28 protein-coding genes are annotated in these 26,995 nt (G+C 64.6%); 9 read left to right on the forward strand and 19 right to left on the reverse strand.

Going from position 1 to position 26,995, the window contains the following annotated elements; all coding sequences use genetic code 11:
- Window positions 1-202: 202 nt before the first annotated feature.
- Window positions 203-1,174, reverse strand: a complete 972-nt coding sequence (locus ACIGJE_RS22450) for an L-threonylcarbamoyladenylate synthase (protein ID WP_367623396.1) — start codon at window positions 1,172-1,174, stop codon at window positions 203-205.
- A 107-nt stretch (window positions 1,175-1,281) separates the two neighbouring features.
- On the opposite strand from ACIGJE_RS22450, the gene ACIGJE_RS22455 reads away from it, so the two are divergent.
- From ACIGJE_RS22455 to ACIGJE_RS22465, 3 genes are all read left to right on the forward strand, one after another.
- On the forward strand, window positions 1,282-3,048 hold the full coding sequence (locus tag ACIGJE_RS22455) for an acyl-CoA dehydrogenase family protein (RefSeq protein ID WP_415080668.1): 1,767 nt from the start codon (window positions 1,282-1,284) through the stop codon (window positions 3,046-3,048).
- 12 nt (window positions 3,049-3,060) lie between these two features.
- Window positions 3,061-3,924 carry an SDR family oxidoreductase gene (locus ACIGJE_RS22460; protein WP_415080666.1) on the forward strand — a complete coding sequence of 288 codons (864 nt, stop codon included), beginning with the start codon at window positions 3,061-3,063 and terminating at the stop codon, window positions 3,922-3,924.
- A gap of 121 nt (window positions 3,925-4,045) precedes the next feature.
- On the forward strand, window positions 4,046-4,981 hold the full coding sequence (locus tag ACIGJE_RS22465; RefSeq protein WP_149251667.1) for a histone deacetylase family protein: 936 nt from the start codon (window positions 4,046-4,048) through the stop codon (window positions 4,979-4,981).
- 50 nt (window positions 4,982-5,031) lie between these two features.
- Here the strand turns inward: ACIGJE_RS22465 and ACIGJE_RS22470 are convergent, their stop codons facing one another.
- The 5 genes from ACIGJE_RS22470 to ACIGJE_RS22490 all read right to left on the reverse strand — a co-directional run bounded on the left by ACIGJE_RS22470 (window position 5,032) and on the right by ACIGJE_RS22490 (window position 7,623).
- Window positions 5,032-5,478: a hypothetical protein gene (locus ACIGJE_RS22470; protein WP_415080663.1), complete on the reverse strand. Its 447-nt coding sequence runs from the start codon at window positions 5,476-5,478 to the stop codon at window positions 5,032-5,034.
- A gap of 142 nt (window positions 5,479-5,620) precedes the next feature.
- Window positions 5,621-6,259: a hypothetical protein gene (locus ACIGJE_RS22475; RefSeq protein ID WP_311942279.1), complete on the reverse strand. Its 639-nt coding sequence runs from the start codon at window positions 6,257-6,259 to the stop codon at window positions 5,621-5,623.
- Between the two features lie 109 nt (window positions 6,260-6,368).
- Window positions 6,369-6,629 (reverse strand): hypothetical protein, encoded by a 261-nt coding sequence (locus ACIGJE_RS22480; RefSeq protein WP_068284643.1) that lies wholly within the window; start codon window positions 6,627-6,629, stop codon window positions 6,369-6,371.
- Between the two features lie 86 nt (window positions 6,630-6,715).
- Window positions 6,716-7,141, reverse strand: a complete 426-nt coding sequence (locus ACIGJE_RS22485; RefSeq protein ID WP_311942275.1) for a TIGR02301 family protein — start codon at window positions 7,139-7,141, stop codon at window positions 6,716-6,718.
- The gene (locus ACIGJE_RS22490; protein ID WP_415080660.1) at window positions 7,138-7,623 is read right to left on the reverse strand and encodes an NUDIX hydrolase; all 486 of its coding nucleotides are present in this window, start codon (window positions 7,621-7,623) and stop codon (window positions 7,138-7,140) included. Before ACIGJE_RS22490 ends, ACIGJE_RS22485 begins: the two co-directional genes overlap by 4 nt.
- On the opposite strand from ACIGJE_RS22490, the gene ACIGJE_RS22495 reads away from it, so the two are divergent.
- Both ACIGJE_RS22495 and ACIGJE_RS22500 read left to right on the forward strand, forming a co-directional pair.
- Window positions 7,622-8,251: an SOS response-associated peptidase gene (locus tag ACIGJE_RS22495; RefSeq protein WP_415080658.1), complete on the forward strand. Its 630-nt coding sequence runs from the start codon at window positions 7,622-7,624 to the stop codon at window positions 8,249-8,251. The genes ACIGJE_RS22490 and ACIGJE_RS22495 overlap by 2 nt on opposite strands.
- 109 nt (window positions 8,252-8,360) lie before the next feature.
- Window positions 8,361-8,690, forward strand: a complete 330-nt coding sequence (locus tag ACIGJE_RS22500) for a hypothetical protein (RefSeq protein ID WP_415080656.1) — start codon at window positions 8,361-8,363, stop codon at window positions 8,688-8,690.
- Between the two features lie 11 nt (window positions 8,691-8,701).
- Here ACIGJE_RS22500 and ACIGJE_RS22505 read toward each other — a convergent pair whose 3' ends face one another.
- The 9 genes from ACIGJE_RS22505 to ACIGJE_RS22545 form a co-directional block, all read right to left on the reverse strand.
- On the reverse strand, window positions 8,702-9,757 hold the full coding sequence (locus ACIGJE_RS22505) for a D-alanyl-D-alanine carboxypeptidase family protein (RefSeq protein WP_415080654.1): 1,056 nt from the start codon (window positions 9,755-9,757) through the stop codon (window positions 8,702-8,704).
- Window positions 9,758-9,881: 124 nt separating this feature from the next.
- Window positions 9,882-10,607: a 3-keto-5-aminohexanoate cleavage protein gene (locus ACIGJE_RS22510; protein WP_415080652.1), complete on the reverse strand. Its 726-nt coding sequence runs from the start codon at window positions 10,605-10,607 to the stop codon at window positions 9,882-9,884.
- Between the two features lie 14 nt (window positions 10,608-10,621).
- Window positions 10,622-11,227, reverse strand: coding sequence for an NAD(P)H-dependent oxidoreductase (locus tag ACIGJE_RS22515; RefSeq protein WP_415080650.1), 606 nt, complete (start codon window positions 11,225-11,227; stop codon window positions 10,622-10,624).
- A gap of 1 nt (window position 11,228) precedes the next feature.
- The gene (locus ACIGJE_RS22520) at window positions 11,229-12,647 is read right to left on the reverse strand and encodes an FAD-binding oxidoreductase (RefSeq protein WP_311942257.1); all 1,419 of its coding nucleotides are present in this window, start codon (window positions 12,645-12,647) and stop codon (window positions 11,229-11,231) included.
- 217 nt (window positions 12,648-12,864) lie between these two features.
- Window positions 12,865-13,383, reverse strand: a complete 519-nt coding sequence (locus tag ACIGJE_RS22525) for a gluconokinase (RefSeq protein WP_311942255.1) — start codon at window positions 13,381-13,383, stop codon at window positions 12,865-12,867.
- Window positions 13,384-13,491: 108 nt separating this feature from the next.
- Window positions 13,492-14,718 (reverse strand): class I SAM-dependent RNA methyltransferase, encoded by a 1,227-nt coding sequence (locus ACIGJE_RS22530; RefSeq protein ID WP_415080648.1) that lies wholly within the window; start codon window positions 14,716-14,718, stop codon window positions 13,492-13,494.
- 73 nt (window positions 14,719-14,791) lie between these two features.
- Window positions 14,792-15,541 carry a TlyA family RNA methyltransferase gene (locus ACIGJE_RS22535; RefSeq protein WP_367623408.1) on the reverse strand — a complete coding sequence of 250 codons (750 nt, stop codon included), beginning with the start codon at window positions 15,539-15,541 and terminating at the stop codon, window positions 14,792-14,794.
- Window positions 15,541-17,460: a 1-deoxy-D-xylulose-5-phosphate synthase gene (gene dxs / locus ACIGJE_RS22540; protein ID WP_415080645.1), complete on the reverse strand. Its 1,920-nt coding sequence runs from the start codon at window positions 17,458-17,460 to the stop codon at window positions 15,541-15,543. The genes ACIGJE_RS22535 and dxs overlap by 1 nt, the downstream gene beginning before the upstream one ends.
- Before the next feature lie 135 nt (window positions 17,461-17,595).
- On the reverse strand, window positions 17,596-17,844 hold the full coding sequence (locus ACIGJE_RS22545) for an exodeoxyribonuclease VII small subunit (protein ID WP_068284665.1): 249 nt from the start codon (window positions 17,842-17,844) through the stop codon (window positions 17,596-17,598).
- Window positions 17,845-18,099: 255 nt separating this feature from the next.
- On the opposite strand from ACIGJE_RS22545, the gene ACIGJE_RS22550 reads away from it, so the two are divergent.
- Entirely contained in the window at window positions 18,100-19,638 is a 1,539-nt protein-coding gene (locus ACIGJE_RS22550; RefSeq protein WP_415080643.1) for a rhomboid family intramembrane serine protease, read from the forward strand.
- A 155-nt stretch (window positions 19,639-19,793) separates the two neighbouring features.
- Window positions 19,794-21,164, forward strand: a complete 1,371-nt coding sequence (locus ACIGJE_RS22555) for an IS1182 family transposase (protein WP_311943922.1) — start codon at window positions 19,794-19,796, stop codon at window positions 21,162-21,164.
- Window positions 21,165-21,286: 122 nt separating this feature from the next.
- Here the strand turns inward: ACIGJE_RS22555 and ACIGJE_RS22560 are convergent, their stop codons facing one another.
- Window positions 21,287-22,612 (reverse strand): dihydroorotase, encoded by a 1,326-nt coding sequence (locus ACIGJE_RS22560; protein ID WP_415080639.1) that lies wholly within the window; start codon window positions 22,610-22,612, stop codon window positions 21,287-21,289.
- 139 nt (window positions 22,613-22,751) lie between these two features.
- On the opposite strand from ACIGJE_RS22560, the gene ygfZ reads away from it, so the two are divergent.
- Window positions 22,752-23,594 (forward strand): CAF17-like 4Fe-4S cluster assembly/insertion protein YgfZ, encoded by an 843-nt coding sequence (ygfZ, locus tag ACIGJE_RS22565; RefSeq protein ID WP_311942236.1) that lies wholly within the window; start codon window positions 22,752-22,754, stop codon window positions 23,592-23,594.
- 14 nt (window positions 23,595-23,608) lie between these two features.
- On the opposite strand, the gene ACIGJE_RS22570 is transcribed toward ygfZ, so the two are convergent.
- Window positions 23,609-24,202, reverse strand: coding sequence for a flavodoxin family protein (locus ACIGJE_RS22570; protein ID WP_311942233.1), 594 nt, complete (start codon window positions 24,200-24,202; stop codon window positions 23,609-23,611).
- Window positions 24,199-25,107, reverse strand: coding sequence for an RNA polymerase sigma factor SigJ (sigJ, locus tag ACIGJE_RS22575; protein ID WP_415080636.1), 909 nt, complete (start codon window positions 25,105-25,107; stop codon window positions 24,199-24,201). Before sigJ ends, ACIGJE_RS22570 begins: the two co-directional genes overlap by 4 nt.
- 274 nt (window positions 25,108-25,381) lie before the next feature.
- Here sigJ and ACIGJE_RS22580 point away from each other — a divergent pair, with 274 nt between their 5' ends.
- Window positions 25,382-25,972: a hypothetical protein gene (locus ACIGJE_RS22580; RefSeq protein ID WP_367626595.1), complete on the forward strand. Its 591-nt coding sequence runs from the start codon at window positions 25,382-25,384 to the stop codon at window positions 25,970-25,972.
- Here the strand turns inward: ACIGJE_RS22580 and ACIGJE_RS22585 are convergent.
- The gene (locus ACIGJE_RS22585) at window positions 25,954-26,964 is read right to left on the reverse strand and encodes an LLM class flavin-dependent oxidoreductase (RefSeq protein ID WP_415080634.1); all 1,011 of its coding nucleotides are present in this window, start codon (window positions 26,962-26,964) and stop codon (window positions 25,954-25,956) included. The two genes, ACIGJE_RS22580 and ACIGJE_RS22585, sit on opposite strands and share 19 nt — an antisense overlap.
- Window positions 26,965-26,995: the final 31 nt, after the last annotated feature.

A 26,995-nucleotide genomic window follows, 5' to 3' on the forward strand; every position in this document is an offset into this window, starting at 1 on the left:
TGACACCAACTGCCTAACCCGCACTTATCCGATCAACAAAAATTTATTCCTCGAGGACTGCACCCTTCACCTGCGGCGACCAGGAAGCAAGACCGCGAAGGACGGAGCCACTTAATCGGCGACATGACACGGTGTCACGACACCTTCATCCCGGTGACGTCAGCACCACCCGTTCAGCCGGGCGAGTCGCCGGCCAGTTGCCCTATCGTTCGGCGGCAGCGCGAGCGAGCCTGTCGCGTATGGCTTCTCCCAGTCCGTCGCCGGGAATGGGAGCGACGGCTATGGCATGAATGTCGGCCCGGTCGAGCAGGCGCAGCATGCCGAACAGATTGGCGGCGGCCTCGGTCAGATCGCCGCTAGGACTGAGATTGGCAGCGATGCGAGCCCGCCCATCCCCACCCGGGCCAAAGCCGAGCCAAGCCTCGTCCGGTCCGGCTTCCTCGGCATCGAGCCTGACATGGGCCCGAGGCGCATAGTGGGACGCCAGCATGCCAGGCGCCACCGGCTCGTCGCCGGCGCCCTCCGGCCCCTCGGCGAGCGCAAAGCCGAGCACGTCCTCGATCATGTCCCGCGACAGGCCGCCGGGACGCAGCATCGCCACGCGATCGCCGAGGCACGACAGGATGGTCGATTCGACACCGACCTGGGTGGCGCCGCCATCCACGATGGCATCGATGCGGCCATCGAGATCGGCCGCGACATGGGCGGCCGTGGTGGCGCTGACATGGCCGGAGCGATTGGCCGAGGGTGCGGCGACGGGGCGGCCGACCGCCTCGAGCACGGCATGGGCCACGGGGTGGTCGGGCACGCGCAAAGCGACGCTGTCGAGCCCAGCGGTCGCGATCTCGCTGACCGTGCAGCTCGGCGCCTTCGGCACCACCAGAGTCAATGGTCCCGGCCAGAACGCCAGCGCCAGGCGCTCGGCCGCCGGCGAGAAGACGCCCTGGCCACGGGCGAGCTCGAAAGAAGCGAGATGGGCGATCAACGGATTGAAGCGCGGACGGCCCTTGGCCTCGTAGATGCCTGCGACCGCCCGGCCATTGGTGGCATCGGCGCCCAGGCCATAGACCGTTTCGGTGGGAAAGGAGACCAGCCCCCCCTCCACCAGGATGCGTCCCGCCGTCGCCAGGGAAGATGGGTCCGCCCCGAGATGCAGAGTGTTTCGATGTGTCATCCGGGCTCGCCGTCCGCTCTTTTGTTGATCGATGCGTGATGCGCCATTGCCCGTAGCCACGCATTCCGTCAAGGTCGAAGGCGCGCAATGGAGTTCAAGAACCAACAATGACCTATCAAGCGCCTGTCGCCGACATTGCCTTCTCGCTTCGTCACGTCGCTGATGTCGATGCGCTGCAGAGCGAGGGGCTGTTCCCCGAGGCAACGCCGGATCTCGTCGACACCATCCTGGAGGAAGCCGGCCATTTCGCGACCGATCGCATTGCTCCGCTCAATCGCGAGGGCGACCGGGTCGGCGCCCGGCTCGAGCAGCAGGGCGTGGTGACCGCTCCCGGTTGGCGCGAGGCCTATGCCGACTGGAGCGGCGGCGGCTGGAACGGCCTGGCGGGGCCGGTCGAATTCGGGGGCCAGGGCCTGCCCCTGCTGCTCAATGCCGCCTGCCTGGAAATGTGGAACTCGGCCTCGATGGCCTTCGGCATCGGGCCTGTGCTCACCATGGGCGCGGTCGAGGCGCTCGTCGCCCATGCCACGCCGGATCTGCGCGAGACCTATCTCGCCAAGCTGGTCAGCGGCGAGTGGACGGGCACGATGAACCTGACCGAGCCGCAGGCCGGCTCCGACCTCGCCGCCTTGCGCAGCCGAGCCGAACGGCGGGACGACGGCAGCTACCGCATCTTCGGGCAGAAGATCTTCATCACCTATGGCGACCACGACCTGACGCCCAACATCGTGCATCTGGTACTTGCCCGCCTTCCCGACGCGCCGGCGGGCACGCGCGGCATCTCGCTGTTCCTGGTGCCGAAATATCTGCCCGATGCCGAGGGCAATCCGGGCCGGCGCAACGATGCCTTCTGCTCCGGCCTCGAGCACAAGCTCGGCATCCATGGCTCACCGACCTGCATGATGGTGTTCGGCGACGAGGGCGGCGCCATCGGCTATCTGGTCGGCGAGGAGCATAAGGGCCTGGCCTGCATGTTCACCATGATGAACAATGCCCGCCTCGCCGTCGGTCTGCAGGGGGTCGCCATTGCCGAGCGGGCCTATCAGCAGGCGCTCGCCTATGCGCGCGAGCGCCGCCAGGGCAAGAGCCCGCTCTGGCAGAATGGCGGCATGAGCCCGATCATCGAACATCCCGATATAAGGCGCATGCTGCTGGAGATGCGGGCGAAGACCGTGGCAGCCCGCGGCATCTCCTACCTGCTTGCCGCGGCAATCGATCGCTCCCATCACGAGACCGATGTCGACAGGCGTAGACAAGCTGCCAACCGCGCGGCCCTGCTCACCCCTGTGGCCAAGGCTTTCTCCACCGATATCGGCAACGAAGTCGCCTCGCTCGGCGTCCAGATCCATGGCGGCATGGGTTATATTGAGGAAACCGGCGCCGCCCAGCATTTCCGCGATGCCCGCATCGCCGCGATCTATGAGGGCACCAACGGCATCCAGGCGATCGACCTCGTCACCCGCAAGCTACCGCTCGAAGGCGGGGACGTTGTCAGGGCGTTCATCGCCGAACTACGGGAAACCGTCGCGGCCGTCGCGGCCAGCGAGCGCTTCGCCGCGCTCGCGCCCTCGTTAGGGCGCTCCGTCGATGCCCTGGAGCGCGCCACGGCCTATATGCTGGCGCCCCGCGAGCAGCCCGAAGACGTCCTGGCCGGCGCCACGCCCTATCTGCGCGTCTTCGCCATCGCCGCCGGCGGCGCCGTGATGGTGAAGGAAGCGCTGGCCGCCGCCGCCATCGATCCCCACGAGCCCGCCAACCGCCTGCGCATCGACACCGCACATTTCTATGCCACGCAGATTTCGCCGCAGGCCGAGGGGCTCGCAGAAAGCGCGGTTAGCGGCTACGTTGCCGCCGGACTCGAAACCGTTCTCTGACAGGACTCCTGAATGTCGCTTGCCAACAAAACCCTGTTCATCACTGGCGCCTCGCGTGGCATCGGGCTCGCCATCGCCTTGAAGGCAGCCAGGGATGGCGCCAACATCGCCATTGCGGCCAAGACCGAAACCCCCCACCCCAAGCTCGAAGGCACCATCTATACGGCCGCCGAAGAGATCGAAAAGGCGGGCGGCAAGGCCCTGCCGCTGGTGGTGGACGTGCGTGACGAGGACAGTGTCAAGGACGCCTTCGCCAAGACGGCGGCGCAGTTCGGCGGCATCGACATCGTGGTCAACAACGCCTCGGCCATCCAGATGACCAAGGCCGCCGATACCGACATGAAGCGCTACGATCTGATGAACCAGATCAACGCGCGGGGCACCTTCCTGGTCTCGAAGACCGCCCTGCCCTATATCGAAAAGGCCGAGCAGCCGCATATCCTGATGCTGTCACCGCCTCTCGACATGAAGGAGAAGTGGTTCGCGCCCCATACCGCCTATTCCATCGCCAAATACGGCATGAGCCTGGTGGTGCTCGGCCTTGCCGGCGAGACGCGCGGGCGTATCGGCGTCAACGCCTTGTGGCCCCGCACCACCATCGCCACTGCCGCGATCAAGAACATCCTCGGCGGCGACGCCCTGATGCGCCGCTCGCGCAAGCCAGACATCCTGGCTGACGCCGCCTATCGCATCTTCCACAAGCCGGTCAGCTTCACCGGCAACTTCCTGATCGACGACACTTTTCTCCATGGCGAGGGCGTCACCGATTTCGAAGCCTATCGCGCGGTCCCGGGCGAAACCCTGGCGCCCGACTTCTTCGTGCCCGACGATTCCGTACCGCCCCCCGGCGTGGTAATCGGGGAGGCCATGCACTAGAGCAAAGCGCGTTTAGACGGAAACGCCTGTTTGCTCTAGTCCTTCATTTCGACGCGTCCTTGTGGTTCTTGCCGATGTCGGCACATCGCAAGACGCCATAGGTCGCAGGGAGATATCCGGCATGACGACGCTGTTGGTCACGCACCCGGCCTATGCCCGCCACGAGACGCCGCGAGGGCATCCCGAGCGGGTCGACCGCATCCTGGCGGTGGAAGCCGTGCTGGCTACTCCCCTGTTTGACGGGCTGGAGCGCGTCCAGGCGCCGGAGGCCTCGATCGACATGATCGAGGCCTGCCATCCGCGCGCCTATGTCGAAACCTTGCAGCGCCTGAGCCCGCATGACGATGAGGGCTTGGCGCAGCTCGACGGCGACACCTCGATGTCGTCGGGCAGCTTCGAGGCAGCGCTGCGCGGCGCCGGCGGTGCGACGCTGGCGGTCGACCATGTCATGACCGGCAAGGCCAAGAACGCCTTCAGCGCCTCGCGCCCGCCCGGCCATCATGCCGAGCCGCAACGGGCAATGGGCTTTTGTCTCTTCAACAATGTCGCCATCGCCGCCCGCCACGCCCAGAAGGCGCATGACGCCGAGCGAGTGGCGATCGTGGATTTCGACGTGCATCACGGCAACGGCACCCAGGCGATCTTCTGGAACGACCCCAGCGTGCTTTATGCCTCCACCCACCAGATGCCGCTCTATCCGGGCACGGGCGCGCCCAGCGAAACCGGCGAGGCCGGCACCATCGTCAATGCCCCGCTCAGGCCCGGCCAGGGCGGCAGCGAATTCCGCGAGGCCATGCAGAACGTAATCCTGCCGCGCCTGCAGGACTTCGCGCCGGATCTCATCCTGATTTCAGCCGGTTTCGATGCCCATGAGCGCGATCCGCTTGGCGGGCTCAATTTCGTCGAGGAGGATTATGCCTGGGCGACCTCGGTGCTGATCGATCTCGCAGCCAGGACCGCAGGCGGGCGCATCGTCTCCGTGCTCGAAGGCGGCTATGATCTGACCGCCCTCGCCCGCTCCAGCGCCGTGCATGTCGCCACCTTGATGCAGGCTTGAGCCTTGTAGGCGATCTGACGAAATCGCTGCGGCCTACCACCGACACGGGATTACGAATCGATTTCCAGCCGAACATAGACGACGCCATCGCGCAGCTCCGGTGTCACCGCGCTGAGATCGAGATCGCCGAGATCGTGTCCCCAAATGCCGTAAGTACCGTCTGTGCCGTTGCGATTGGCCAGTCCCTGGCGCTGATCCGGCGGAATGATCGGTTGACGCGTCGTCTTTTCTTCCTCGGCATAGATATGCCGGTAGATGGCGCCGATCTGCCTTGCGAGTTCGGCACGCGTAAAGCCTGCATCATCGGCCGACTTTAAGGGAAAGCTGAATGCCGAGCGCAACGGATAGTCGGCGATCACGATGATATTCCGGCAAGGCAGAACGATCTGCTCCGCATCCTCCATGCCGGCAATGCTCTTGTCCGGATTTTGCAGATGGACATAAGGGCTGAAAGGGTAGGCTTTATCGACCGGGTCGCGTTTGACGCGAAACGTCACTTCGTCTGGTATCCTGCCGTGGCAGCTATTGCCGGCACCAGCAAGGGCCGTCGGTGCCCACACAGCCATCGCCGCGATTGCAGTCGCAAAAGCTGCGATCCGCGTTCTTCTTACCGGCGGCAACATGATGTTGTGGGGGATATCAATCCCCGTCCTCGAAGAACTGCCACTTGCCCTGCGGGCTGATGCCGAGGCGGTAGAAGGAATAGACGCCCTTGTCCTGCATGTCCTGGAAATCGCCGGCCGTGATCAGGCGAAACAGCTCGACCATCTGCGGGCCGGTCAGCTTGTTGAGGGGATAGCGCGCGAAATAGGGCCAGACATAGGCCTCCTGCGGCGTGCCGACATCGACATGGACATAGCCCGCCTCGAGCACGTCGTCCATGATGGCGAGGATCTCCCGGCCCTTCGGATCGCCGGCCAGAAGCTTCAGCGTCGCGATCGGATCGTCGCTCTCGCCACCGGGCAGATCCGGATTGCCGCCATTGGCGGCAAAGATCGGGCGCAGTGATTCAAGTTCGCCCGTCTTGATCGCCGTCAGCAGTTTCTGCCGCAGTTCCCTCACCGGTGCCGGCAGGTCGGCGTCACCATAGAAGACCTGGGGCGTGGCCTGGGAGGCTGCGCTGTCGTCATTTGCGGGCGTGGTGACCGTCACCGTGGGGGTCTGAGTGCTGACGGGCGGTGACGAGCCCGGCGCATTCTTGGTCGTATCGTTGGCCGCCTGCGACGGCACGGCGCCGAGCAGGGTGGCTGCGAGAGCGGCAAGGGTTATCAGGCGCATGGGCGGCATCAATCCGGGATCAGGCGAATCACGGTATTCGCTCGGCGCCAGCCTAGCCACAGCCGCGTCCGAATGCGAGCCTTCCCGGACGCCTGCCGTCCGTCACATTCTATTGATGGGTTCCCTTGACCGTGAACTCGCCATTGCGCACCCGCTCGGGCAGGCGCTCGGCAAAGCGGGCGACGGGTTCCTCGCCATAGGTCGCGACCAATTCCTTGAAGGCCGCAAAAAGAGCCGCATTGGCCACGCAATCGCCGTCGATGCCATCAAGAATGGCCTCTTCCCAGGCCTGCAGCAGATAGTCGAGCGCTGCCCGCCGGGCATCGTCTGCGGCGAATTGCTGTTTCAGATGGGTAACGCGATCATACATGACAAAATCCTGCCGCAGCGATGGCTGCGGGCGAACCGGACCATAGCATGCTGGTGTCCCAGGAATAGACACTTCCAAATTAATCGTTAACGGCCGTAACGCGCTTCCAGTGCCTTGATGATGCTGCCGCTCTCATCGAGATAGAGACGGATCACCGTCCCGGCAGCTTCGTTGCAGCTGCGATAGCTCTCGCTGAAACTGCGATAGCCGCGATTGAAGGCACCGGCGAAGCGTGCCTTGGCGGCCTCGTCGAAGCCCTGTGCCTCGGCCAGCGCGTTCATCTTGTCCCGCCAGGCCGGCGCATCCGCAAAGCCGCACAGGCCGCGCAGGTAGTGCAAGGCTCCCATCAGTTCGGCGAGCCGCAGCAATTGCGGCTCATAGGGGGCGATCTGCGGAGCCGTTGGCGCCGGCGGTGGCTGCACCGGCTTGGGCGGCGGCGTCTGAGCGTAGGCCGCTGCCACGATCGTTCCGAATGCCAGCAAGGCGGCTGGCAGGACCTGGCGGCCGCTCACAGCATCCTCCTGGCAGCGGCAACGATATCAGCCAGTCCGTCGGTCAGCGGCAGGCCGTCGAGGGTGACGGCATCGGCCCAGCGAAAGCTCAAGGTTTCCTCGCTGAGCCGCGGCTCCCCCTGCTCCGAACGCCCCACGAAGACCGCGACCACGAAATGACGTTGCACGATCCCCGCTTCATCACGGGCGATCACCTCGTGATGGCGGACGAAGCCGGCGATCTCGATCTCCAGCCCGGTCTCCTCATGGACTTCCCGCCTTACCGCCGCTTCCAGGTTTTCACCCAGTTCCACCACACCACCCGGCAGCGAGAACAAACCCTGTCCCGGTGCTCGCGCCCGCTCGCCCAGCAACACCCTGCCGTCGCGGAAGAGAGCGATGCTGGCTGCAAGAATCGGTCTGGCGGGATAGGATCGCGGCGCTTCCGTCATGGCGCCACTATTGGCGGCGGCGCCCTGCCCCGCAACCCCTTTCGAGGTCATGACCGGCCGTTTTGCGCTCACCCATTCGCCACGAGAGGTGCGGGACTGGTTCGGCTATGTCGAGGAGCCGGATTTCCCGCCGCGTACCAATATCGCACCGAGCCAGCCTGTTGCCGTCGTGCATGCCGACTTCTCGGCCCGGCACTTCACTCTCATGCGATGGGGCTTCATCCCGGCCTTCATCAAGGACACGGCCGGCTATCCGCTGCTGATCAACATCCGCTCGGAGACGGTGCAGGAGAAGCCTTCCTTCCGCAACGCCTTTGCGCGGCGGCGGTGCCTGATACCGGCGGACGGTTTCTACCAATGGCAAAAGCAGGGGCGCACGAAACTGCCCTATTTGCTGCGCCGGCCCGGCGGCGGCCTCATGGCCCTGGCCGCCATCTGGGAGACCTGGTCGGGCCATGACGGCAGCGAGATCGACACGGTCGGCCTTCTCACCACCGATGCCAGCGGCACGCTGGCGGCGCTCGGCGACCGCAGCCCGGTGCTGATCGAGGCCGACGCCATGGCCTTCTGGCTCGATCCGCTGACCAAGCCTGGAGAAGCAGCCGCCCTGCTGCGGCCGCCGGCCGCCGATAGGCTCGAACTGGCGCCGGATGCACCGGATCTGAGGCACGGTCTTTGACCCCTCGCCATGCCGAAGCCGAATATGGCGCGTGTTCAAATTCTTAGCGAAATCTTGTGAGAGAGGACGTTTTCCTGTTCGACGAGATTCGATTCCCGAAGGAAAGACGATGATGAAGACCCTAAAGCGTTTTCCAGAAAAGTTGATAGACTTTTCGATTAAGAAAACGCGTCAAAACAATAAGTTAGAGAAAAAGAGCGATTCGAGAAAATCACGCTTTGCTCTATCCGCAACCCTCGCGCTTACAGCCGCAGCAGCCCTCGCCAGCTGCAGTGCAGGCGTTGGGGTTGGCAGCGCGACCTACAGCGCCGATGAGCGAGGGTCGACCTATTGCTCACGCAGCGTCGGCGCCAGCATCGAGGCTCCCGACGCAAGCGGCAGCGGCGTGCACCGCCAGCGCGGCTGCGTGACGCGGCCTGCCGATGGCGGCGAGGACTGAACCTCGCCGCATCATCCGCGCTTCGGCTTGGCGGAGGTCGAGGTCTTTTCGGGCTTGGCGGGGCTGGGGGTCAGCCAAGTCGTGATCTGGCGTACCTTCTTGGCGGCCTCGGCCTGCGCGAGATAGCTGGTCTGCCCAGGCAGCCCCATGGGATAAGCTGCATCGCGCATTCGCTCATAGTCCCGCGTTTGCTCGCCGCATTGCTTTGCCCGCATGTCCGGGGGGCTGCGCTTGGTGTCGTTGGCAAGGGCGGAGAGCGTGGTGTTGTCGGGCGAAAGCTCGCCGGTAAACGCCTGGGTCAGATACATCGCCGCCCGTTCGTTGCGTTCGCGCTCGGTCGTCGCGCCCATCACGACCACCATGACCTGCCTCCCGCCTCTTTCGGCGAGAGCGACCACATTGTTGCCCGACGCGCAGAGATAGCCCGTCTTCAGGCCTCTGGCGCCGTCAAAACGGGTCAGCAACTCGTTGTGCGATTCCACGGTCTTTCCGTCGATGACGACAGCCGATGTCTCGAAGAAGCGACGATATTGCGGGAACTGCCTGTCAATGGCGATGCCCAGCAGCGCCATGTCGCGCGCCGTCGACTTCTGCCGGCGGTCGAACAATCCGTTCGGGTTCACAAATCGGCTTCCTGTCATTCCCAATCGCCTGGCGGCGTCATTCATCGACTTGACGAAGGCCTCCTCCGAGCCGGCAACCGTTTCGGCGATGGCCATGGCGACATCGTTGGTGGAGCCCGAAATCATGGCGAAAAGAGCGTCCTCCATGGTCATGGTGCTGCCGACATGCAGCCCCGAGTCGAGGAACTTCTGGCTCGCAGCATGTTTGGAAAGCACCACCGGCGTCTCCAGCGACACACGCCCGGCGCGAATGGCCTCGAAGGTGACGAAGGCCGTCATCAACTTTGTTGTCGAGGCTGGAAACCAGGGACGCCCTGCCTCCTCGGCATGGAGCACCTGATCATTCGCGACATCGACGACGAGAATGGGCGTCGCATCTGACGCGCGCGCAGGGCCGTGAAGCGCCAAAACCAGCGCCAGGCATCCAAGACTCTTCCAAAACATTCTATCCGTATCCCTTTCGGCCGCCGAAGCAGCCCAATCAATCAAGCGTTTCTATGACGTTCGCTTCCGACCTTTTTGCGACATGCACAACGGCCGATCGGCGCTGGAACGAACCGCCCGGCGGTCAGCCACCCGCCCGCGCCGCGAGCACCACCGCGGTGCGCAGCAGTTCGGCATTGTCGGCGGCCCTGTTCCCATCGGGCAGATCAGCGCCATCCTCGAGGCCGATGCGGCGGTCGAGACCCCGGCGGACGGCTTCGTCATGCATCGGCCATTGGGTCAGGTCGCTGCCGTGCAGCTGGACCGGCAGGCCGAGATTGGCGTGGCTGAGGACAGCGAGGATCTCGTGGGCGACATGCAATCCTGCCGCCGCTTCCTGTTCCTCGATCTCCACGAGCACGCGCAGGCAGCGCTCCGCGGAAGGCAGCGCCACCAGGCGCAAGGCGTCGGCGACCGTGGCCAGGCCCGCTTCGATGCCGATGCGGCGCTGGATCATCAGCGCCATGATCTCCGGCGCGTCCTCCTCGCCGAGATTGACCGAAACATAATCCGGCAGAACCTGCCATTCGCGGATTGGCGCCTGGCGCGCCCGACCGATCGGCGGGATGGTCCATAGGGTCGAGATGCCGACAGGCACGTCCGGCACGCTCATGCGGATAGCCTGCAAGGCCGCGGCGATATCGGCCGGCTCCAGGCTCTGCTCGCCATTCCGCCCGCGGGGATGGACATGCAGTTCCTCGGCACCGGCAGCGACGGCCGCCTTGGCATCGCGCGCCAATTCGGCCGGCGTGCAGGGCAGTGCCGGGTGGAAATCGCGGCTCCTGCTGCCGTTCAGGCAAGCTTGCAGCATCGTCCTCTCCCTGATCACGTCTCCGCGGCGAGATCCCGCACCTGCAGCGCCAAGGCCTTCGCATCCGTGAGCCAGCCGGCCCGCTCGGCCGCGGTGCTGGTGGTGACCACGCCATAGAGCGCACGCCGTACATGGTGGACGCCACAATAGCGCAAAATGCCCTCCCGCCACATGCGATCGAGCGGATCGCCGAAATCGGCCTGCTCGCGCTCCAGAGGCGTATTGCCGGTGTTGAGCACCAGCGCGGCGCGCGCCCGCAGGAGCCCCTGCGGCACGTCGCCCCGATCGTCCCCCTTGGCAAAACCGTAGGCGGCGCCCGGCGCGAAGACCCGATCGATCCAGCCCTTCATGATCGCGGGCGGCGCGCCCCAGCAATTGGGATGGATGACCGCCATGAGATCGCAGGACTGCAGCTCGGCGATATGGGCCCGCACCAGGGCATCCTCGCTCGGGCGGCCGCGAGCCTCGTCGGCGGTCAGCAGCGGATCGAAGCCCTCGGCGGTCAGGTCGTGATAGGCAACGTCGCAGCCAGCCTCCAGCCAGGTCCGTCGCACCGCCTCGGCCAAGGCATGGTTGAAGCTCGCCGGCGCGGGATGGCCGATGACGACCATCGCCCGCATGTCAGAGCACCTTGCCGGGATTCATGATGCCCTTGGGATCGAGCGTCGCCTTGATGGCGCGCATCATCTCGAGCTCTACCGGGTCCTTGACCCCGGGCAGCAGCTTGCGCTTGGCTTGGCCGATGCCGTGCTCGGCCGAGATGGAACCATGAAACTCGGCGACGATGGCGTGGACGATCTCGTTGGTCTTTTCCCACTTATCCAGGAAAGCCTGCTTGTCGCCGCCCACCGGCTGGGAAATGTTGAAGTGGATATTGCCGTCGCCGAGATGGCCGAAGGGCAAGGGACGAGCACCCGGAATGAAGGCCTCCACGGCCGCGATGGCCTTGTCGAGGAAGGCCGGAACCAGGCGGATCGGCACCGAGACGTCGTGCTTGATCGAGCCGCCCTCGAAGCGCTGGCTTTCCGACAGCAATTCGCGCAGGCGCCAGAAATCGGCGGCTTGGTCGAGCGAGGCCGCGATCACGGCGTCGCGGGCATAACCGCGCTCATAAGCCGTCATCAGCATCGCCTCCAGCGCCTCGTTCACGCCGCCTTCCGCGGAGGTTGACACCTCCAGCAGCACATACCAGGGATAGCTGCCCTCGATGGGGTCGCGCGCATCGGCAACATGGCGGATGACGAAATCGATGCCGATGCGCGGCATCAATTCGAAAGCCGTCACGGTGCCGCCGCCGTTTTCCCGGGCAACGTTCAAGAGCGCCAGCGCCGCCGCCGGATTGTCGACGCCGATGAAGGCCGTGCCGACGGAGCGAGGCCTGGGAAACAGTTTCAGCACCGCCGCGGTGACGATGCCGAGCGTGCCTTCGGCGCCGATGAAGAGGTTCTTCAGATCGTAGCCAGTGTTGTCCTTGCGCAGATGGCGCATGCCGTGCCAGATCCGCCCGCCCGGCAGCACGACCTCCAGGCCCATCACCAGATCGCGCGTATTGCCATAGGCGATCACGCCGGTGCCGCCGGCATTGGTGCCGATATTGCCGCCGATGGTGCAGCTCCCCTCCGAGGGCAAAGTGAGCGGGAAGAAACGCCCGGCCGCCTCCGCCGCCTCCTGCACGCGCTGCAGCGTCACGCCGGCCTCGACATCGATGGTATTGCTGTCGGGGTCGACGGCACGAACCTTGTCCAGCCGCTTGAGCGAGATCAGCAGCTCATTGCCTTCCGCATGCGGAACCTGGCCGCCGACCAGGCCGGTATTGCCGCCCTGCGGCACGATCGGGGTATCAGTCTCGTCGGCCAGCTTGAGGATCGCCGCAACCTCGTCCACCGTCCCTGGCAGCAGCACCAACGGCGTCTTGCCGTGATAGCGGTCGCGCCATTCCTTCAGGAAAGGCTGCTGGGCATCCGCATCGGCAATGGCGTAGCGCTCGCCGACCAGAGCAGCGAAGCGGGCAAGAAGTTCAGGAGAAAGCAGGGCGGACATGGAATGGGTATCCTGGCTACGGCGTTTTGCGATTGCCGAACGCAACCGGAATCGCAAAGACGCGCCAAAATGAAGGAGTCGGAGCAAGGCGCGGTCATACTTGAACCTGCCTTATCCTAGAGCAAAGCGCGTTTATGCATAACCGCTGCTTTGCTCTAACTCTTTGTTTCAACGCGTCTTTGCGATTCTTGGTGCTTCCAAGAAATCGCAAAACGCTTTAACGGGCAAGCTGGCGGAGCGCATTGGCGACGATCGCGTCGGGTTCCGCCTCGATCGAAACACGGATCGGCGCCTCGTCGGCTCCCGGGGGTTCCAGCGTGGCGAACTGGCTGGCGAGCAGACTCGGCGGCATGAAATGGTCCTTGCGCTTGGCCAATCGGGCCGCGATCACTTCGGCGCTACCTTCGAGAAAGACGAAGCGGACATCCACATGCCCATTCCGCAGGGCATCGCGATAGCCGCGCTTGAGTGCCGAGCAGGCGACGACGCCGTGTTGCCCCGCCCCTCTCAGTTCGGCGATCCAGGCGGCGATGGCCGCAAGCCAGGGCCAGCGATCCTCGTCCGTCAACGGGATGCCGGCATGCATCTTGGCGACATTGGCCGGCGGGTGGAAGGAATCACCATCGCGGAACGTCCAGCCAAGCCGGAGCCCGAGCCGCTCGCCGATGCTGCTCTTTCCAGCACCGGAAACACCCATGACGATGAGGGCAGTGGGAAGAGGCGGCTCTGAAGTCATGACATTTCCTGGAGCAGAATGCGGTCTGGTTGAGATCATTCTCTAGATCAACTCGCGGGTGCCAGGAGCATTTTGCGGCTCCTGACGATTCCATCCAATTGCAAAACGCTATCTTCGCTCGAACACGCCGACCAGTTCGACATGGCCGGAGTGGCGGAACTGATCGACCGGCGTCACCCTGACGAGCCGGTAGCCCCCGGCAATCAACAGTGCAGCATCGCGGGCAAAGGTCGTCGGGTTGCAGGAGACACCGACGATACGGCGTAGCTTGGCAGCGGCAAGGCGTTTGGCCTGCGCCTCCGCGCCGGCGCGCGGTGGATCGAACACCACGGCATCGAAGGGCTTGAGTTCCTCGGCCAGCAAGGGACGGTGAAAGAGATCGCGCACGGTGGCGCCGACAGGCTTCAGTCCCTGGGCTCGCCGAGCGGCCCGGTCGAGCGCCGATATTGCCGGCTTGTCCGAATCGAAAGCCTGCACATGCATGGCGTCCGCCAGCGCCAAGGCGAAGGTGCCGCAGCCGGAGAAGAGATCGGCAATGCGCTTGGCACCGGCAAGGCCCCCGCGCACCAGGGCCGTAAGGGCGGCATCTGCCTCGGCCGTCGCCTGCAGGAAGGCGCCCGGCGGCGGCGAAACCTCCACCGTCCCGAACCGCACTACCGGCGCCCGGCGTTCGATCACCACGTCGCCATGGTTGGAAAGCCGGGCCAGGTCGAACTGCCGGGCAAGGTCGCTGAGCCTCAACCGCATCTTGTCGTCGACGCGACCGGCGCCGCGAATGTCGCAGTCGAGGCCGGTGATCGTGGCTGTCAGCACCAGGTCAAGCGGCTTGCCGAGACCGCGCAATTGCTTTTCGAGCGCCCGCGCCGCCTCCAGGCCGCGGTTCAATTCCGGCACCAGGATCGGGCAGGCGTCGAGTTCGACGATGGCATGCGAGCGGGCCTCGGCAAAGCCGACCTTGCCCTTGCGGGCATGCAGGGTTGCCCGGCGCCGGCCGCGGCCATGGGCATCGACAAGCGGCTCGACCGGCGCTTCGATGCCGGCCTGCTTCAGTGCATCGACCACCAGGTCCCGCTTCCAGGCCTGGTACGCCGGCACCGACAAATGCTGGACGGCACAGCCGCCGCAATGCGTGAAATGGGGGCAGAAGGGTTCGATGCGATCCGGGCTCGGTTCCTGCAGGGCGACCAGCCGCCCCCGCTCTCCGGCCACCTCGGCCAGGACCGTCTCGCCCGGCAAGGCATAGGGCACGAAGACCGGGCCCGGCGCGATGCCGTCACCGCGATGCCCCAGCCTTTCGATCTTGAGTTCCAGCGATGTCTCAACGTGCTGATTCACGATCTCAACTTCATCAAGCGATGCCTGAAAGAGATGAATCAAAATCTCAATCCAGGCGCGCAAGTCCTCTGATTCAATCTATGAGCCCGGCTACACTAACCCTATGGGCAGACAGCAGAAACTCCTTGTTGCCATCCCCGCCTTCGATGGGAGACGGCACGACCCCGCGCACCTTCCAGCCAAGTGACGAGACGGTGCCGGCGATACGATCGCAGACCTCGGCGTGCACGGCCTCGTCCTTCACCACGCCGCCCTTGCCCACCCGCTCGCGACCCGCTTCGAACTGCGGCTTGACCAGAACGGCGAGATCCGCACCCGGCGCGGCCAATGCGAGCGCCGCCGGCAGAACCAGCGCCAGTGAGATGAAGCTGACGTCGGCGACGACGAGGTCGACGGGGTCGGGCACCAGGCCGCGATCGAGCTTGCGTGCATCCTGCCCTTCCAGCGAGATCAACCTGTCATTCCCGCGCAGGCTGGCGTGAAGCTGATCATGACCGACATCGACGGCATAAACCCGTGCCGCCCCCCGCCGCAGCAGCACGTCACTGAAGCCGCCGGTGGAGGCGCCGATGTCGAGCGCGACGCGCCCCTCTACGGGCACCGAAAACATATCGAGGGCATGTTCGAGCTTGAGCCCGCCGCGCGACACGAAGGGAAAGGCCGCCTGCGCTTCGATCACAGCCTCTGCTGCCAGGCTCTCCGACGCCTTGCGCACCGGCTTGCCATCGGCCGTCACGAGGCCGGCGGAGATCGCGGCCTGTGCCTTAGCGCGGCTGTCGAAATGACCGCGCTCGACCAACAGCACGTCCGCGCGCTTGCGCATCAGGCGCGCTTGGCGCCGGTTACGACATCGCGCCCGAGCACCGACAGGACCTTGGTGACGATGCCGGCGGCATCGAGCCCGGCCTGCGCATACATCGCCTCCGGCTTGTTCTGGTCGAGGAAGATGTCGGGCAGCACCAGGGAGCGGAATTTCAGGCCGCTGTCGAAAACGCCTGCCTCGGCCAGGCACTGGGCCACGAAGCTGCCGAAGCCCCCCACGGAGCCTTCCTCGATGGTCAGCAGCACCTCGTGCTCGCGAGCGAGCCTGAGGACCAACTCCTCGTCGAGCGGCTTGGCAAACCGGGCATCCGCAACGGTCGCCGACAGGCCGAGCGCCGCCAGATCTTCTGCAGCCTTGAGGCACTCGGCCAGGCGCGTGCCGAAGGAAAGCAGGGCAATATTGCTGCCCTCGCGCAGGACGCGCCCCTTGCCGATCGGCAGGGGCATGCCGACTTCAGGCATCTCGACGCCAACCCCCTCGCCGCGCGGGTAGCGGAAGGCGATAGGGCCGCCGTCATAGGCGGCCGCGGTTGCGACCATATGCACCAACTCGGCTTCGTCGGCGGCCGCCATCACCACCATGTTGGGCAGGCAGCCAAGAAAGGCGACATCGAAGGAACCGGCGTGGGTGGCGCCGTCGGCCCCAACGAGACCGGCACGATCGATCGGGAAGCGCACGGGCAGGTTCTGGATGGCAACGTCGTGGACGACCTGGTCGTAGCCGCGCTGCAGGAAGGTGGAATAGATCGCACAGAACGGCTTGTAGCCCTCGCTGGCAAGGCCCGCCGCGAAGGTGACGGCGTGCTGCTCGGCGATGCCGACATCGTAAAGCCGTTGCGGGAAGGCCTGCTCGAACAAGTCGAGCCCGGTGCCGGACGGCATGGCGGCGGTGATCGCCACGACCTTGTCGTCCTTGTGGGCTTCCTTGATCAGGCTTTCGGCAAAGACGCGAGTATAGGAGGGCGCATTGGCCTTGGCCTTCACCTGCGCCCCGGTGATGACGTCGAACTTCACCACGCCATGATATTTGTCGGGCGCATTCTCGGCCGGGCCATAGCCCTTGCCTTTCTGGGTGACGACATGGATCAGCACGGGCCCATCGGCCTGGTCGCGCACATTCTTGAGCACCGGCAGGAGGTGGTCAAGATTATGCCCGTCGATCGGCCCGATATAGTAGAAGCCGAGTTCCTCGAACAGCGTGCCGCCGGTCCAGAAGCCGCGGGCATATTCCTCGGTGCGCTTGGCCTTGTCGTAGAAGAATTTCGGCAGCTTCCTGGCCAGCATCTTGCCGAAATCGCGCAAATTCTTGTAGGTGCCGCCGGAAACCAGCCGGGCCAGATAGGCCGACATCGCCCCCACGGGCGGGGCGATCGACATGTCGTTGTCGTTGAGGATGACGACGAGGCGCGAGCCCAGCGCCCCGGCATTGTTCATCGCCTCATAGGCCATGCCGGCCGACATCGAGCCGTCGCCGATCACGCAGATCACGTTGTTGTTGCGGCCATCGAGATCGCGCGCCGCAGCCATACCCAGGCCCGCCGAGATCGAGGTCGAGGAATGCGCGGCGCCGAAGGGATCGTATTCGCTCTCGCTACGCTTGGTGAAGCCGCTGAGGCCGTCCGCCTGGCGCAGGGTACGGATGCGATCGCGCCGCCCGGTGAGGATCTTGTGCGGATAGGCCTGGTGGCCGACATCCCAGATCAGGCGATCGCGCGGCGTATCGAACACGGCATGGATGGCGACCGTCAGCTCGACCACGCCGAGCCCGGCACCGAGATGCCCGCCCGTCACCGAAACGGCGTCAATGGTCTCCCGGCGCAGCTCGTCCGCCACCTGCTGGAGCTTGTCCTCGGGCAGGCGGCGCAGATCGGCCGGCAGATGGATGGTGTCGAGCAGCGGGGTTGCGGAAGTGTTTGCCAAATTGTTCACCCGGGGAGACTAGAGCAAAGCACGCATAAGTGGAAACATCATTTTGCTCTAACTCTTTGTTCCGACGCGCCTTTGCGATGACGGCCGTTCTGGTGGAGTGCTGGGCGCCTTGCAGGCCGTCGCCTGTCAGGCTTCAGGTAGAGGCTCGAGCCCGGCGGGCTTGCCCTCGGCATCGAGCCGGATCTTGTCGACCTTGGCCTCTGCAACCTTCAAAAGCTTGTCGCAATGAGCCTTGAGCTGCTCGCCACGCCCGAACAGCGTGATCGATTCCTCCAGCGGCACATTGCCGCCTTCGAGGCTGCGCACGATTTGCTCGAGCTCGGCAAGCGCCTTTTCGAAGCTGAGCGTTGCGATATCGGACGGCTTGTCGGCCATTATCAACCTGTCGGATCTCTAGAGCAAAGGGCGTTTAGAGGGAAACGCTTGTTTGCTCTAACTCTTTGGTTCGACGCGTCTTTGCGATTCTTGGCGATTCCGCCAAATCGCAAAACGCTCTCGATTTTCCCCTCTATAGCCCCGAACCTCGCTGCATTGAAAGAAAAAGCCATGCAAGCCGCATGACCCAACCGTGCATAAGGCGGGGGAGAGTGACAGGTTGCGGCTCAGCGCCGCTTCCGGCAAAAGCGGCGCATGGATTTGCAGACCTTCCTCGCGCTCTCCGCCGGTTCCCTGTCAGCCGTGGCCATCGCCCAGGTGTTCGTCACCCGAGCCTACCGCTTTCCGGGCATCGCGATCTACCTGGCGGGGCACGCGGTCGTGATCGCCATCGCTGTCGCGGGATACAGGTTTCTGCCCGATTATTACGGTTTCCTGGCGGCTCTCGCCTTGCTGGCGATCATTGCGCCGGGGCCGCTGCTGAACCGGGCCAATCGCGAATTGCTGGCCGGCCGCAACGAACGTGCCGCCCTGCTCGCCCGCCTGGCCAGCTTCGTCCAGCCCACCAGCCAAGTCCGCTTCACGGCCAGTCTGTTCAAGGCTCTTTCCGAATCGACGCGCGAAGAACGTATCGATGCCCTCGAAGCGCTGCGCCAGACCGGCAAGCCGGATCAGGAAGTGATCCTCGACCTGCAATTGCTGCGGCAACGCCAGAACTGGCAGGGCATCGTCGACTATCTTGCCCGCAACCCCATGCCGGCAGGCGCAGATGCGGTCGCCTTCCCGATCCGGGCCCTCGGGGAGACCGGCCAGCTGGAAGCCATGGTGGCGACAGCCATGCGTTATCGCGGCCTGCTGGGCGCCGGGCAATTGTCGACCCTGATGCTCCTCGCCTTCTGCGGGCGCGTCCAGGCCACGGATTCGATGCTCGCCTCGTTTCACGCCATGCCGGTCTCCGTGAAGGCATTCTGGCAGGCGACCGCCCTCCAGGCGGCGGCACGGGGCGAACTCGCCGAGCCCCTACTGCGCGGCTTTGCTGCCGCTTCCCTGACGCCCGCCCAGCATGAGGCGATCGTCGCTCGCCTGGACAAGCCGGCGAGCCTAGCCGAAGGCCAGCTCTCGCCACAGGCAACCGCCTTCCTCGACGATTTGGAGGCGCATATCCGGCGCAACGCCCCCCTGCGCCGCACGGGCTGGCGCGCCGCCCCCGTGACCTATCTGCTGATCCTGGCCAATTGCGCCGCCTTCGGCATCGAGCTGTGGAATGGCGACACCACCGATGCCGAAAACCTGTTCCGGCTCGGAGGGTTATGGCCCGACGCGGTGGTCCGGGATCATGAATGGTGGCGCCTGCTCAGCGCCATGTTCCTGCATGCCGGCCCCGAACACCTGATCAGCAACATGATCGGGCTCTTCCTGCTCGGGCGCATGGTCGAAGCCACGGTCGGAAGCCTGCGCATGGGCCTGATCTATCTGATCGGCGGCCTGGTCTCCATGGCCGGGGTGCTCGCCCTCACCGAGGCGGGCTTCACCCAGCCGGATGTCCTGGTCGGGGCTTCCGGCGCCATCTTCGCCCTGATCGGAGCCATTGCCCTGCGACGCCTGTCCGATTTCCTGGCGACCCGCCATATCGCCGACCGGCACAATCTCAGCCTGATCGTCATCGTGCTGCTGATCCAGGCGGCGATCGACCTTTCACTGCCTCAGATCAGTTTCACCGCGCACGGCATCGGTTTCATCGCCGGCATTGCCCTGGCCTGGATATTTGGCACGGCGCACGCCAGCAGGCGGTAGAATGGAGCGCGGACATCACAGCGACATGCAGGAGCATGTCGCGATGTCCACTCCTGGAACTGTTGCGCCTGGATGAGAGAAAGAGCGGACTGGAAGTCCGCGCAGACTGCTGACAAACCAGTAGCGTTAGTCAGCAGTTTTTGATTCAGTGGGTCATGTTGAAGAAACCCGGCCCCGAGCAGACGGCGATCGAGATGGTTACGCTCGATGCGCTTGTTCCCAAGGATCATCTGCTGCGCAAGATCGACGCGGTGATCGACTTTTCCTTCATCCATGATCGCGTGTCGGGGCTTTACTGTGCGGACAATGGCCGTCCTCCGCTGGACCCGACCTTGATGTTCAAGGCGTTGTTCATCGGCTACCTGTTCGGCATCCGCTCGGAGCGCCAGTTGGTGCGCGAGATCGAAGTGAACGTGGCCTATCGCTGGTTTCTGGGGCTCAAGCTGATGGCGCCGGTGTTCGACGCCTCGACGTTGTCGCAGAACCGGCGCCGGCGCTACAACGACACGGATGTGGCTCAGGCCATCTTCGATGCCATCGTGGAGCAGGCGATCGGACATGGGCTTGTGGATGGCAAGGTGCTGTACACGGACTCCACCCATCTGAAGGCGAATGCCAACGCCAAGAAGTTCGACCTAGCCCAGGTTGCCAAGTCACGAGCCGATTACTGGCAAGCCCTGGACGCGGCTGTCGAGGCGGAGCGGGCGGCGCATGGCCAGGCCCCCCTGCCGGTGCGCGAACGTGAGCCCGAGGTGAAGCAGACCAAGGTCTCGCGGGTGGATCCGGACAGCGGCTACATGGTGCGCGATGGCAAGCCCAAAGGCTTCTTCTATCTCGATCACCGCACGGTGGACGGCAAGGTCGGCATCATCACCGATACCTTTGCCTCACCCGGCAATGTGCATGACAGCATCGTCTATCTGGGCCGGCTCGACCGCCAGCGCGAGCGCTTTGCCTTGCCGGTGAAGGCGGTAGGGCTGGATGCGGGCTATGCCAGTGCTGGCATCGCCAAGGGATTGGAGGATCGAGCCATCCTGGGTGTGACCGGCTATCGTACCCCCAACCCGCCCAAGCCTGGCATGATGCGCAAGAGCCAGTTCATCTATGAGGAGGAACGGGACGGCTATCGTTGCCCGCAGGGGCAGTTGCTGGCCTATGCCACCACAGACCGCGACGGCTATCGCCAGTACGCTTCCGATCCGGCCATCTGCCGCACCTGCCCGTTGCTGGCTTCATGCACCCGCTCCGCCGACAACCGACGCGTCATCACCCGGCACGTCTGGCACGAAGCGCGCGAGCGCACCGATGCAAACCGCCTCACGCCCTATGGCAAGCTGATCTACAAACGACGAAAGGAGACGGTGGAGCGTTCCTTCGCCGATGCCAAACAGTTGCACGGCCACCGCTATGCCCGCTTCCGAAGTCTCACACGCGTGGCCTGCCAATGCCTCCTGGCCGCTGTCGCCCAGAACATCAAGCGCATCGCCACTCTGCTGGCTCCCGCTTACAGGTCAGCACCAGCCTGAAAGGGCTCTTTCTCAAAAAAGTCGATAACTCAAACCTTTGCAGCAGGCACATAAAATAACCCCGCCAAAAATGGCGGGGTTTGTCAGCGGTCTGAGCGGACTGGAAGTCCGCGCTCCCAGCCTCACGCCGTCCAGAAGCGTGCGGCCTCGCCACGCGAATGTTCGTCCAGCGAGCCCTCCCACATCACCCTCGCGCCGCGCAGGATGGTACCGACCGGCCAGCCGGTGACCTCGACGCCGTCATAGGGCGTCCAGCCGCATTTGGAAGCGATCCACTCGTTGCGGATGGTTTCCTTGCGCTTGAGGTCGACGATGGTGAGGTCTGCGTCATAGCCGACGGCAATGCGGCCCTTGCCGGCCATGCCGAAGATCCGGCAGGGACCATGGCTGGTCAGGTCGACGAAACGCTCCAGCGATAGTCGCCCGCGGTTCACATGGTTGAGCATGACGGGCACCAGCGTCTGCACACCGGTCATGCCGGAGGGCGAATCGGGATAGGGCTTGGCCTTCTCCTCCAGCGTATGGGGCGCGTGGTCCGAACCGAGGACATCGACGATGCCCTGGTGGATGCCCTGCCAGATGCCGTCGCGGTGACCGACGTCACGCACCGGCGGGTTCATCTGCACCAGCGTGCCCAGCTTCTCATAGGCCTCGGGCCCAGCCAGAGTGAGATGATGCGGCGTGGCTTCGCAGGTCACCAGCCGCTTGTGCGCGCCGAGGAAGGGAATCTCGTCCGCCGTCGAGATATGCAGGACATGGATGGGCGCGCCCGTCTCCTCGGCGATGGCGACGAGCCGCCGCGTGCAGTTGAGCGCGGCCTCGACGTCGCGCCAGACCGGGTGGGAGGAGGCATCTCCCTTGACGCGCAGGTCGCGCCGCTCGCGCAGGCGATATTCGTCCTCCGAATGGAAGGCAGCGCGCCGGCGTGTGCGCTTGAGGATCTCGCGCACGCCCTCATCGTCCTCCACCAGCAGCGAGCCGGTGGAAGAGCCCATGAACACCTTGATGCCGGCCGCGCCCGGCAGACGCTCCAGCTCCGCGACGTCAGCGGCATTCTCACGGGTGCCGCCGACCCAGAAGGCGAAATCACAATGCATGCGGTGCGTGCCGCGCCTGACCTTGTCGGCCAAAGCCTCCGGCGTCACGGTCAAGGGATCGGTGTTCGGCATTTCGAATACAGCGGTGACGCCGCCCATGACCGCCGCGCGCGAGCCCGATTCAAGATCTTCCTTATGCGTCGGCCCCGGCTCGCGGAAATGGACCTGGCTGTCGATCACGCCGGGCAGGATGGTGAGGCCGGTGCAGTCGATCACCTCGCCGGCACTGGCCCGCGACAAATCCCCCAGCGCCGCGATACGCCCGTCCCTGACCCCAACATCGCCATGATGCCGGCCATCCTGGTTGACGATCTCGCCATTGCGGAAGATGCGGTCGAAGGTCTGGGGCATGGCGCTCTCCTCGATGACGAAGCTGAAACCCTGCGCTTTTCCCCCAGGCAGCGCCAGCTTTCAACCGCCAATCCGCCGCCTCTTCACGCCGCGCACAGGGATTGCCATATAGGAGGGGCTGAAACGGGATTGCCTTGCCATGATCCATCTGCTCGACCGCGCCATACTCCGCCTCAGCGGCGAGGATGCGCGATCCTGGTTCGCCAATCTCGTCACCTGCGATATCGCCCATCTCGAGCCCGGCCAGGGACGATGGGGTGCCTTGCTGACGCCGCAGGGCAAGATCCTGTTCGATTTCCTGGCCACGATCGGCGAGGACGGGCTCTACCTCGATGCGGACGCCGCCCTGGCCCCCGATTTCGCCAAGAGGCTCAATTTCTATCGGCTGCGCGCCAAGGTGACGGTCGAGGCCTTGCCGGCTTGGGGAGTCTACGCTGCCTTGCCCCCCGAAAATGTCGACATCGAGGGTGCTCTGATCTTCCCGGATCCCAGGCGGCCCGAACTCGGGCTTCGCATTCTCGCACCTGTCGCAGCCACGGCAGACGATGCAACCACGGCCTATCACGACCGCCGCATCGAGTTCGGCATTCCCGAAGGCGGCAAGGATTTTCGCCTCGGCGAGGCCTTCCCGCACGAAGTGCTGATGGACATGCTCGCCGGCGTCGACTTCAAGAAGGGCTGCTTCGTCGGCCAGGAAGTCGTCAGCCGCATGCAGCATCGCGGCACTGCGCGCACTCGCATCGTGCCTGTGACAGCCAGCGCCACCCTGCCGGCCGCCGGCACGGAAATCCGTATCGGCGACCGGCCGGCGGGCACGCTCGGCTCCTCGGTTGGCAAGAGGGGACTGGCCCTGCTCCGGCTCGACAGGGTGGAGGAAGGGCTGGCTGCCGGCGCAAGCCTGATGGCTGAAGGTCTTGGCCTGACGATCGACAAGCCATCCTGGTGGGTCGCATCGAGCAGCGCGCACAAGGCAACGGCCTGACCCTGGCACCCGCCTCAACCGGGATTGCGCCCCCGCACGAATTGCAGGGTCGTCTCGGCAACGCGCCGGCCGAGATATCGGGCTGTGGCGAGATCCGCTTCGGGTGGTGCCACCTCCGGCCCCTCATCGGTGTTGGACTGGGCGGCAGCGCCGAGGAAGAAGCCGAAGCGATTGAGGTCGGTTTCCCTACCCACCGAGGAGCAATTGCCCGGCGGCAGGGCCAGATTGACCCAATGCATGCCGTGCTGGGCGGCAAACAGGGCCATCTGCATCAAGGTTGCGAGCTTGTCGCCCGACCGTGAGCCCGAATTGGTGAAGCCCGCCGCGATCTTGTTGTTCCAGCCGAGGCCTTTCGACATCACCGCATTCGAACTGGCTTCCTGAAAGGCCTTGAACACGGCGGATGGCCCGCCGACATAGGTGGGCGCCCCGAAGATGATCGCCTCGGCCAATGCCAGCCTGTGCCAATGTTCCGGCGCTTCCTGCGCCGTCAGCAGCAGCGTGGCGACGTCGGGCAATTGTGTCGCCCCCTGCTCGACCGCATGTGCCTGCCGGGCGGTATGGCCGTAGCCGCTGTGATAGACGATGGCAATGGTGGCTTTTGTCACTGGCAGGTCCCTTTCGATGCAGGCCGGATCTGGTTCGCGACGGTGCGGTCGATCACGAGGTGGCCGAGTTTTTCCGGATTGCGACAGACATAGATCGCAGCAATCCGATCTCTCCGGACATCCAGGGCCGTGGTCTGGAGCTCGCATCCCCGTTCGATGGTCACGAACCCCGGCAAGCCATTGACGCTGGCATAGCGCAGGAGTTGCGACATCTGGGCGGAGAACAGCCTCGCCAAAGCAGCCATCAGCTTCAATGCGGCATCGATGCCGACGATCGGGCGCGGAGGAGCGGCAACCTTGCCGCCACCATCCGCCTGGACCGTCACATCCCGAGCGAGCAGAGCCCGAAGCCCGTCTATGTCGCCGGTGCGCGAGGCGGTGAAGAAAGCGGCAGCAATTTCCTGCCCTCTTGCCCCCTGCGGAAGAAACCGAGGTCTTTCCGACCGGATGCGAAGGCGGGCCCGCCGCGCCATCTGCCGGCAGGCGGCGGCATCCCGGCCGATCGTCAGCGCAATCTCGTCGAAGGCGACCCCGAAGACGTCATGCAGCAGGAAGGCGGCTCGCTCGCACGGCGACAAACGTTCCAGCACCAGCAGAAGCGGCAGGGTGATGTCCTCGGAAGGCTCCTCCTGCAGCAGGGGCTCCGGCAGCCAGGAGCCGACATAGGCCTCCCGCCGTGCTCGCGCCGATTTCAGCTCGTCCAGGCACAGGCGGGTCACCACCTGCCTGAGATAGGCTTCAGGCTCCCGTACGAGGCTGCGATCAGCCTGCAGCCAGCGAATGAACGCATCCTGAAGGACATCCTCGGCATCCGCGATCGAGCCGAGCATCTTGTAGGCCAGGCTCTTGAGACGAGGCCGGAATGCGTTGAACAGGTTGGTGTCCTGAATGGGCAGGTCGAGCACGCCGTCCTCTCCCGTTTGATGGTCCTGCCCTCAAGACGAGATGGCGACCCAAGAATGTGACTCCGGCCCAAACTAAATCTCGGTCGGCACCGTATTTACACGCCGCCAAGCGGTCTTCCCCAACCCCCTGCCCTGCCTGTCTTGCTCCCGTGGTGATTCCGGGCAATGCTGGGAAAGTAGTTTCATACCCGCCCGAGCGCGGGACTCTTCGTGAGTGTGCCGGGCGTCGTGGTTGCAATGGCATGCTGCCGCCCTCAAGCGCGAGGATGCCTCCGTGAACCAGCCCCACGCCTTCGACCCCACCGTTCTCAGCCATGTCCGCACGGTGATCAGCATCATCGTCGGCCTCAGCATGGGCCGACTGCTCACCGGCCTTGCCCGCTTCGTCCAGCATCCGCGCCAGCACAAGATCTACGGCGTCCATCTGGTATGGACTTTCTTCATGCTGATGCAGATCATCTCGTTCTGGTGGTGGGAATTCCATCTGGTCAACGTGCAGTGGAGCTTCCCGCTCTATGGCTTCGTCGCCTTCTATGCGAGCGTGTTCTTCTTCATGTGCACGATGCTCTTTCCGGACACCATGTATGAGTACAAGGGATTCGAGGACTATTTCATGTCCCGCCGAAAATGGTTTTTCGGCATTCTGATCGGCACCTTCTTCCTCGACATCATCGACACTTTCATCAAGGGAAGAGACTATACTGCGGCCCTCGGCCCCGAATATTGGGTACGTTTCGCCCTGTACATCACCGGCTGCGCCGCCGCGATCTTGATATCCAACCAGCGTTTTCAGCTCGTCTTCGCCATCCTGGCGCTGCTCGGCGAAATCGTCTGGGCGCTCGGCCTCTATGACACGCTCACCTGAGCCGGCGCGGCAATCAGCTCACCGGCGAGGATCTCATAGGAACGCTTGGTCTTCTCATGGTCGAAGATCATGTTGGTGGCAATGATCTCGTCGGCGCCGGTACGCTCGACGAATGCCTCGATACCCGCCTTGACGGTCGCCGCCGAACCCACCACCGAGGCATGGTTCATGTGCTGCAGTGTCGCACGGCCGATAGCATCGAGGGTCTCCTCGTAATTCTCCACCGGCGGCTGGATCAGGCCCGGCCGCCCGGTGCGCAGGCTGACGAAGGCCTGCAGCCGCGAGCTCTGCAGGAAGTGGGCCTCCTCGTCGGTGTCGGCGGCGACCACGTTCATGCCCAGCATGACATGGGGTTTGTCGAGATATTCGGAAGGTTCGAAACGTCCGCGATAGATGGCGATCGCCCCTTCGAGATCGGCCGCCGCGAAGTGCGAGGCGAAGGCGAAAGGCAGGCCGAGCATGGCGGCAAGCTGCGCCCCGAACAGGCTGGAGCCGAGGATCCAGACCGGCACCGCCAACCCCGCGCCTGGAACGGCTTGCACGCGCTGATCCGGGCTCGCCGGCTTGAAATAGTTCATCAGCTCGATGACATCGCGCGGAAAGGCGTCGATCTCGGCGTTGAGATTGCGGCGCAGCGCCTGGGCGGTGATCTGGTCGGTACCAGGAGCCCTGCCCACCCCGAGATCGATACGGCCAGGATGCAGGGCCGCCAGCGTGCCGAAGGCCTCGGCCACCATCAAGGGCGCATGGTTGGGCAGCATGATGCCGCCGGCTCCCAGGCGGATGGTGGAAGTGCCGGAGGCGACATGGGCGAGCGCCACCGCCGTGGCGGCACTGGCAATGCCCGGCATGTTGTGATGTTCGGCCAGCCACAGCCTGTTATAGCCGAGCCGCTCGACATGGCGGGCAAGGTCCAGCGAATTGTGGAGGGCCTGCCCGGCATTGCTGCCGATGGCGATGGGCGAAAGATCGAGGACTGAAATCGGGATCATGAAAAGGGCACGACAAAATTCGATGGCGATC

It is taken from the genome of Labrys sp. E2SS-1L, assembly GCF_057073705.1.

Excerpts from the sequence above, each read along its gene's own strand:
- ACIGJE_RS22520 (WP_311942257.1), bottom strand. The coding sequence starts at position 12,647 with ATGTCCGCCCTGCTTTCTCCTGAACTTCTTGCCCGCTTCGCTGCTCTG.
- ACIGJE_RS22545 (WP_068284665.1), bottom strand. The coding sequence starts at position 17,844 with ATGGCCGACAAGCCGTCCGATATCGCAACGCTCAGCTTCGAAAAGGCG.
- ACIGJE_RS22585 (WP_415080634.1), bottom strand. The coding sequence starts at position 26,964 with ATGATCCCGATTTCAGTCCTCGATCTTTCGCCCATCGCCATCGGCAGC.
- ACIGJE_RS22505 (WP_415080654.1), bottom strand. The coding sequence starts at position 9,757 with ATGTTTTGGAAGAGTCTTGGATGCCTGGCGCTGGTTTTGGCGCTTCAC.
- ACIGJE_RS22495 (WP_415080658.1), top strand. The coding sequence starts at position 7,622 with ATGACCGGCCGTTTTGCGCTCACCCATTCGCCACGAGAGGTGCGGGAC.
- ACIGJE_RS22560 (WP_415080639.1), bottom strand. The coding sequence starts at position 22,612 with ATGCCCCAGACCTTCGACCGCATCTTCCGCAATGGCGAGATCGTCAAC.
- ACIGJE_RS22465 (WP_149251667.1), top strand. The coding sequence starts at position 4,046 with ATGACGACGCTGTTGGTCACGCACCCGGCCTATGCCCGCCACGAGACG.
- ACIGJE_RS22525 (WP_311942255.1), bottom strand. The coding sequence starts at position 13,383 with ATGACTTCAGAGCCGCCTCTTCCCACTGCCCTCATCGTCATGGGTGTT.
- ACIGJE_RS22550 (WP_415080643.1), top strand. The coding sequence starts at position 18,100 with ATGGATTTGCAGACCTTCCTCGCGCTCTCCGCCGGTTCCCTGTCAGCC.
- ACIGJE_RS22475 (WP_311942279.1), bottom strand. The coding sequence starts at position 6,259 with ATGCGCCTGATAACCCTTGCCGCTCTCGCAGCCACCCTGCTCGGCGCC.
- ACIGJE_RS22510 (WP_415080652.1), bottom strand. The coding sequence starts at position 10,607 with ATGCTGCAAGCTTGCCTGAACGGCAGCAGGAGCCGCGATTTCCACCCG.
- ACIGJE_RS22480 (WP_068284643.1), bottom strand. The coding sequence starts at position 6,629 with ATGTATGATCGCGTTACCCATCTGAAACAGCAATTCGCCGCAGACGAT.
- ACIGJE_RS22455 (WP_415080668.1), top strand. The coding sequence starts at position 1,282 with ATGACCTATCAAGCGCCTGTCGCCGACATTGCCTTCTCGCTTCGTCAC.
- ACIGJE_RS22460 (WP_415080666.1), top strand. The coding sequence starts at position 3,061 with ATGTCGCTTGCCAACAAAACCCTGTTCATCACTGGCGCCTCGCGTGGC.
- ygfZ (WP_311942236.1), top strand. The coding sequence starts at position 22,752 with ATGATCCATCTGCTCGACCGCGCCATACTCCGCCTCAGCGGCGAGGAT.
- ACIGJE_RS22490 (WP_415080660.1), bottom strand. The coding sequence starts at position 7,623 with ATGACCTCGAAAGGGGTTGCGGGGCAGGGCGCCGCCGCCAATAGTGGC.
- ACIGJE_RS22535 (WP_367623408.1), bottom strand. The coding sequence starts at position 15,541 with ATGCGCAAGCGCGCGGACGTGCTGTTGGTCGAGCGCGGTCATTTCGAC.
- ACIGJE_RS22515 (WP_415080650.1), bottom strand. The coding sequence starts at position 11,227 with ATGCGGGCGATGGTCGTCATCGGCCATCCCGCGCCGGCGAGCTTCAAC.
- ACIGJE_RS22555 (WP_311943922.1), top strand. The coding sequence starts at position 19,794 with ATGTTGAAGAAACCCGGCCCCGAGCAGACGGCGATCGAGATGGTTACG.
- ACIGJE_RS22450 (WP_367623396.1), bottom strand. The coding sequence starts at position 1,174 with ATGACACATCGAAACACTCTGCATCTCGGGGCGGACCCATCTTCCCTG.
- ACIGJE_RS22500 (WP_415080656.1), top strand. The coding sequence starts at position 8,361 with ATGATGAAGACCCTAAAGCGTTTTCCAGAAAAGTTGATAGACTTTTCG.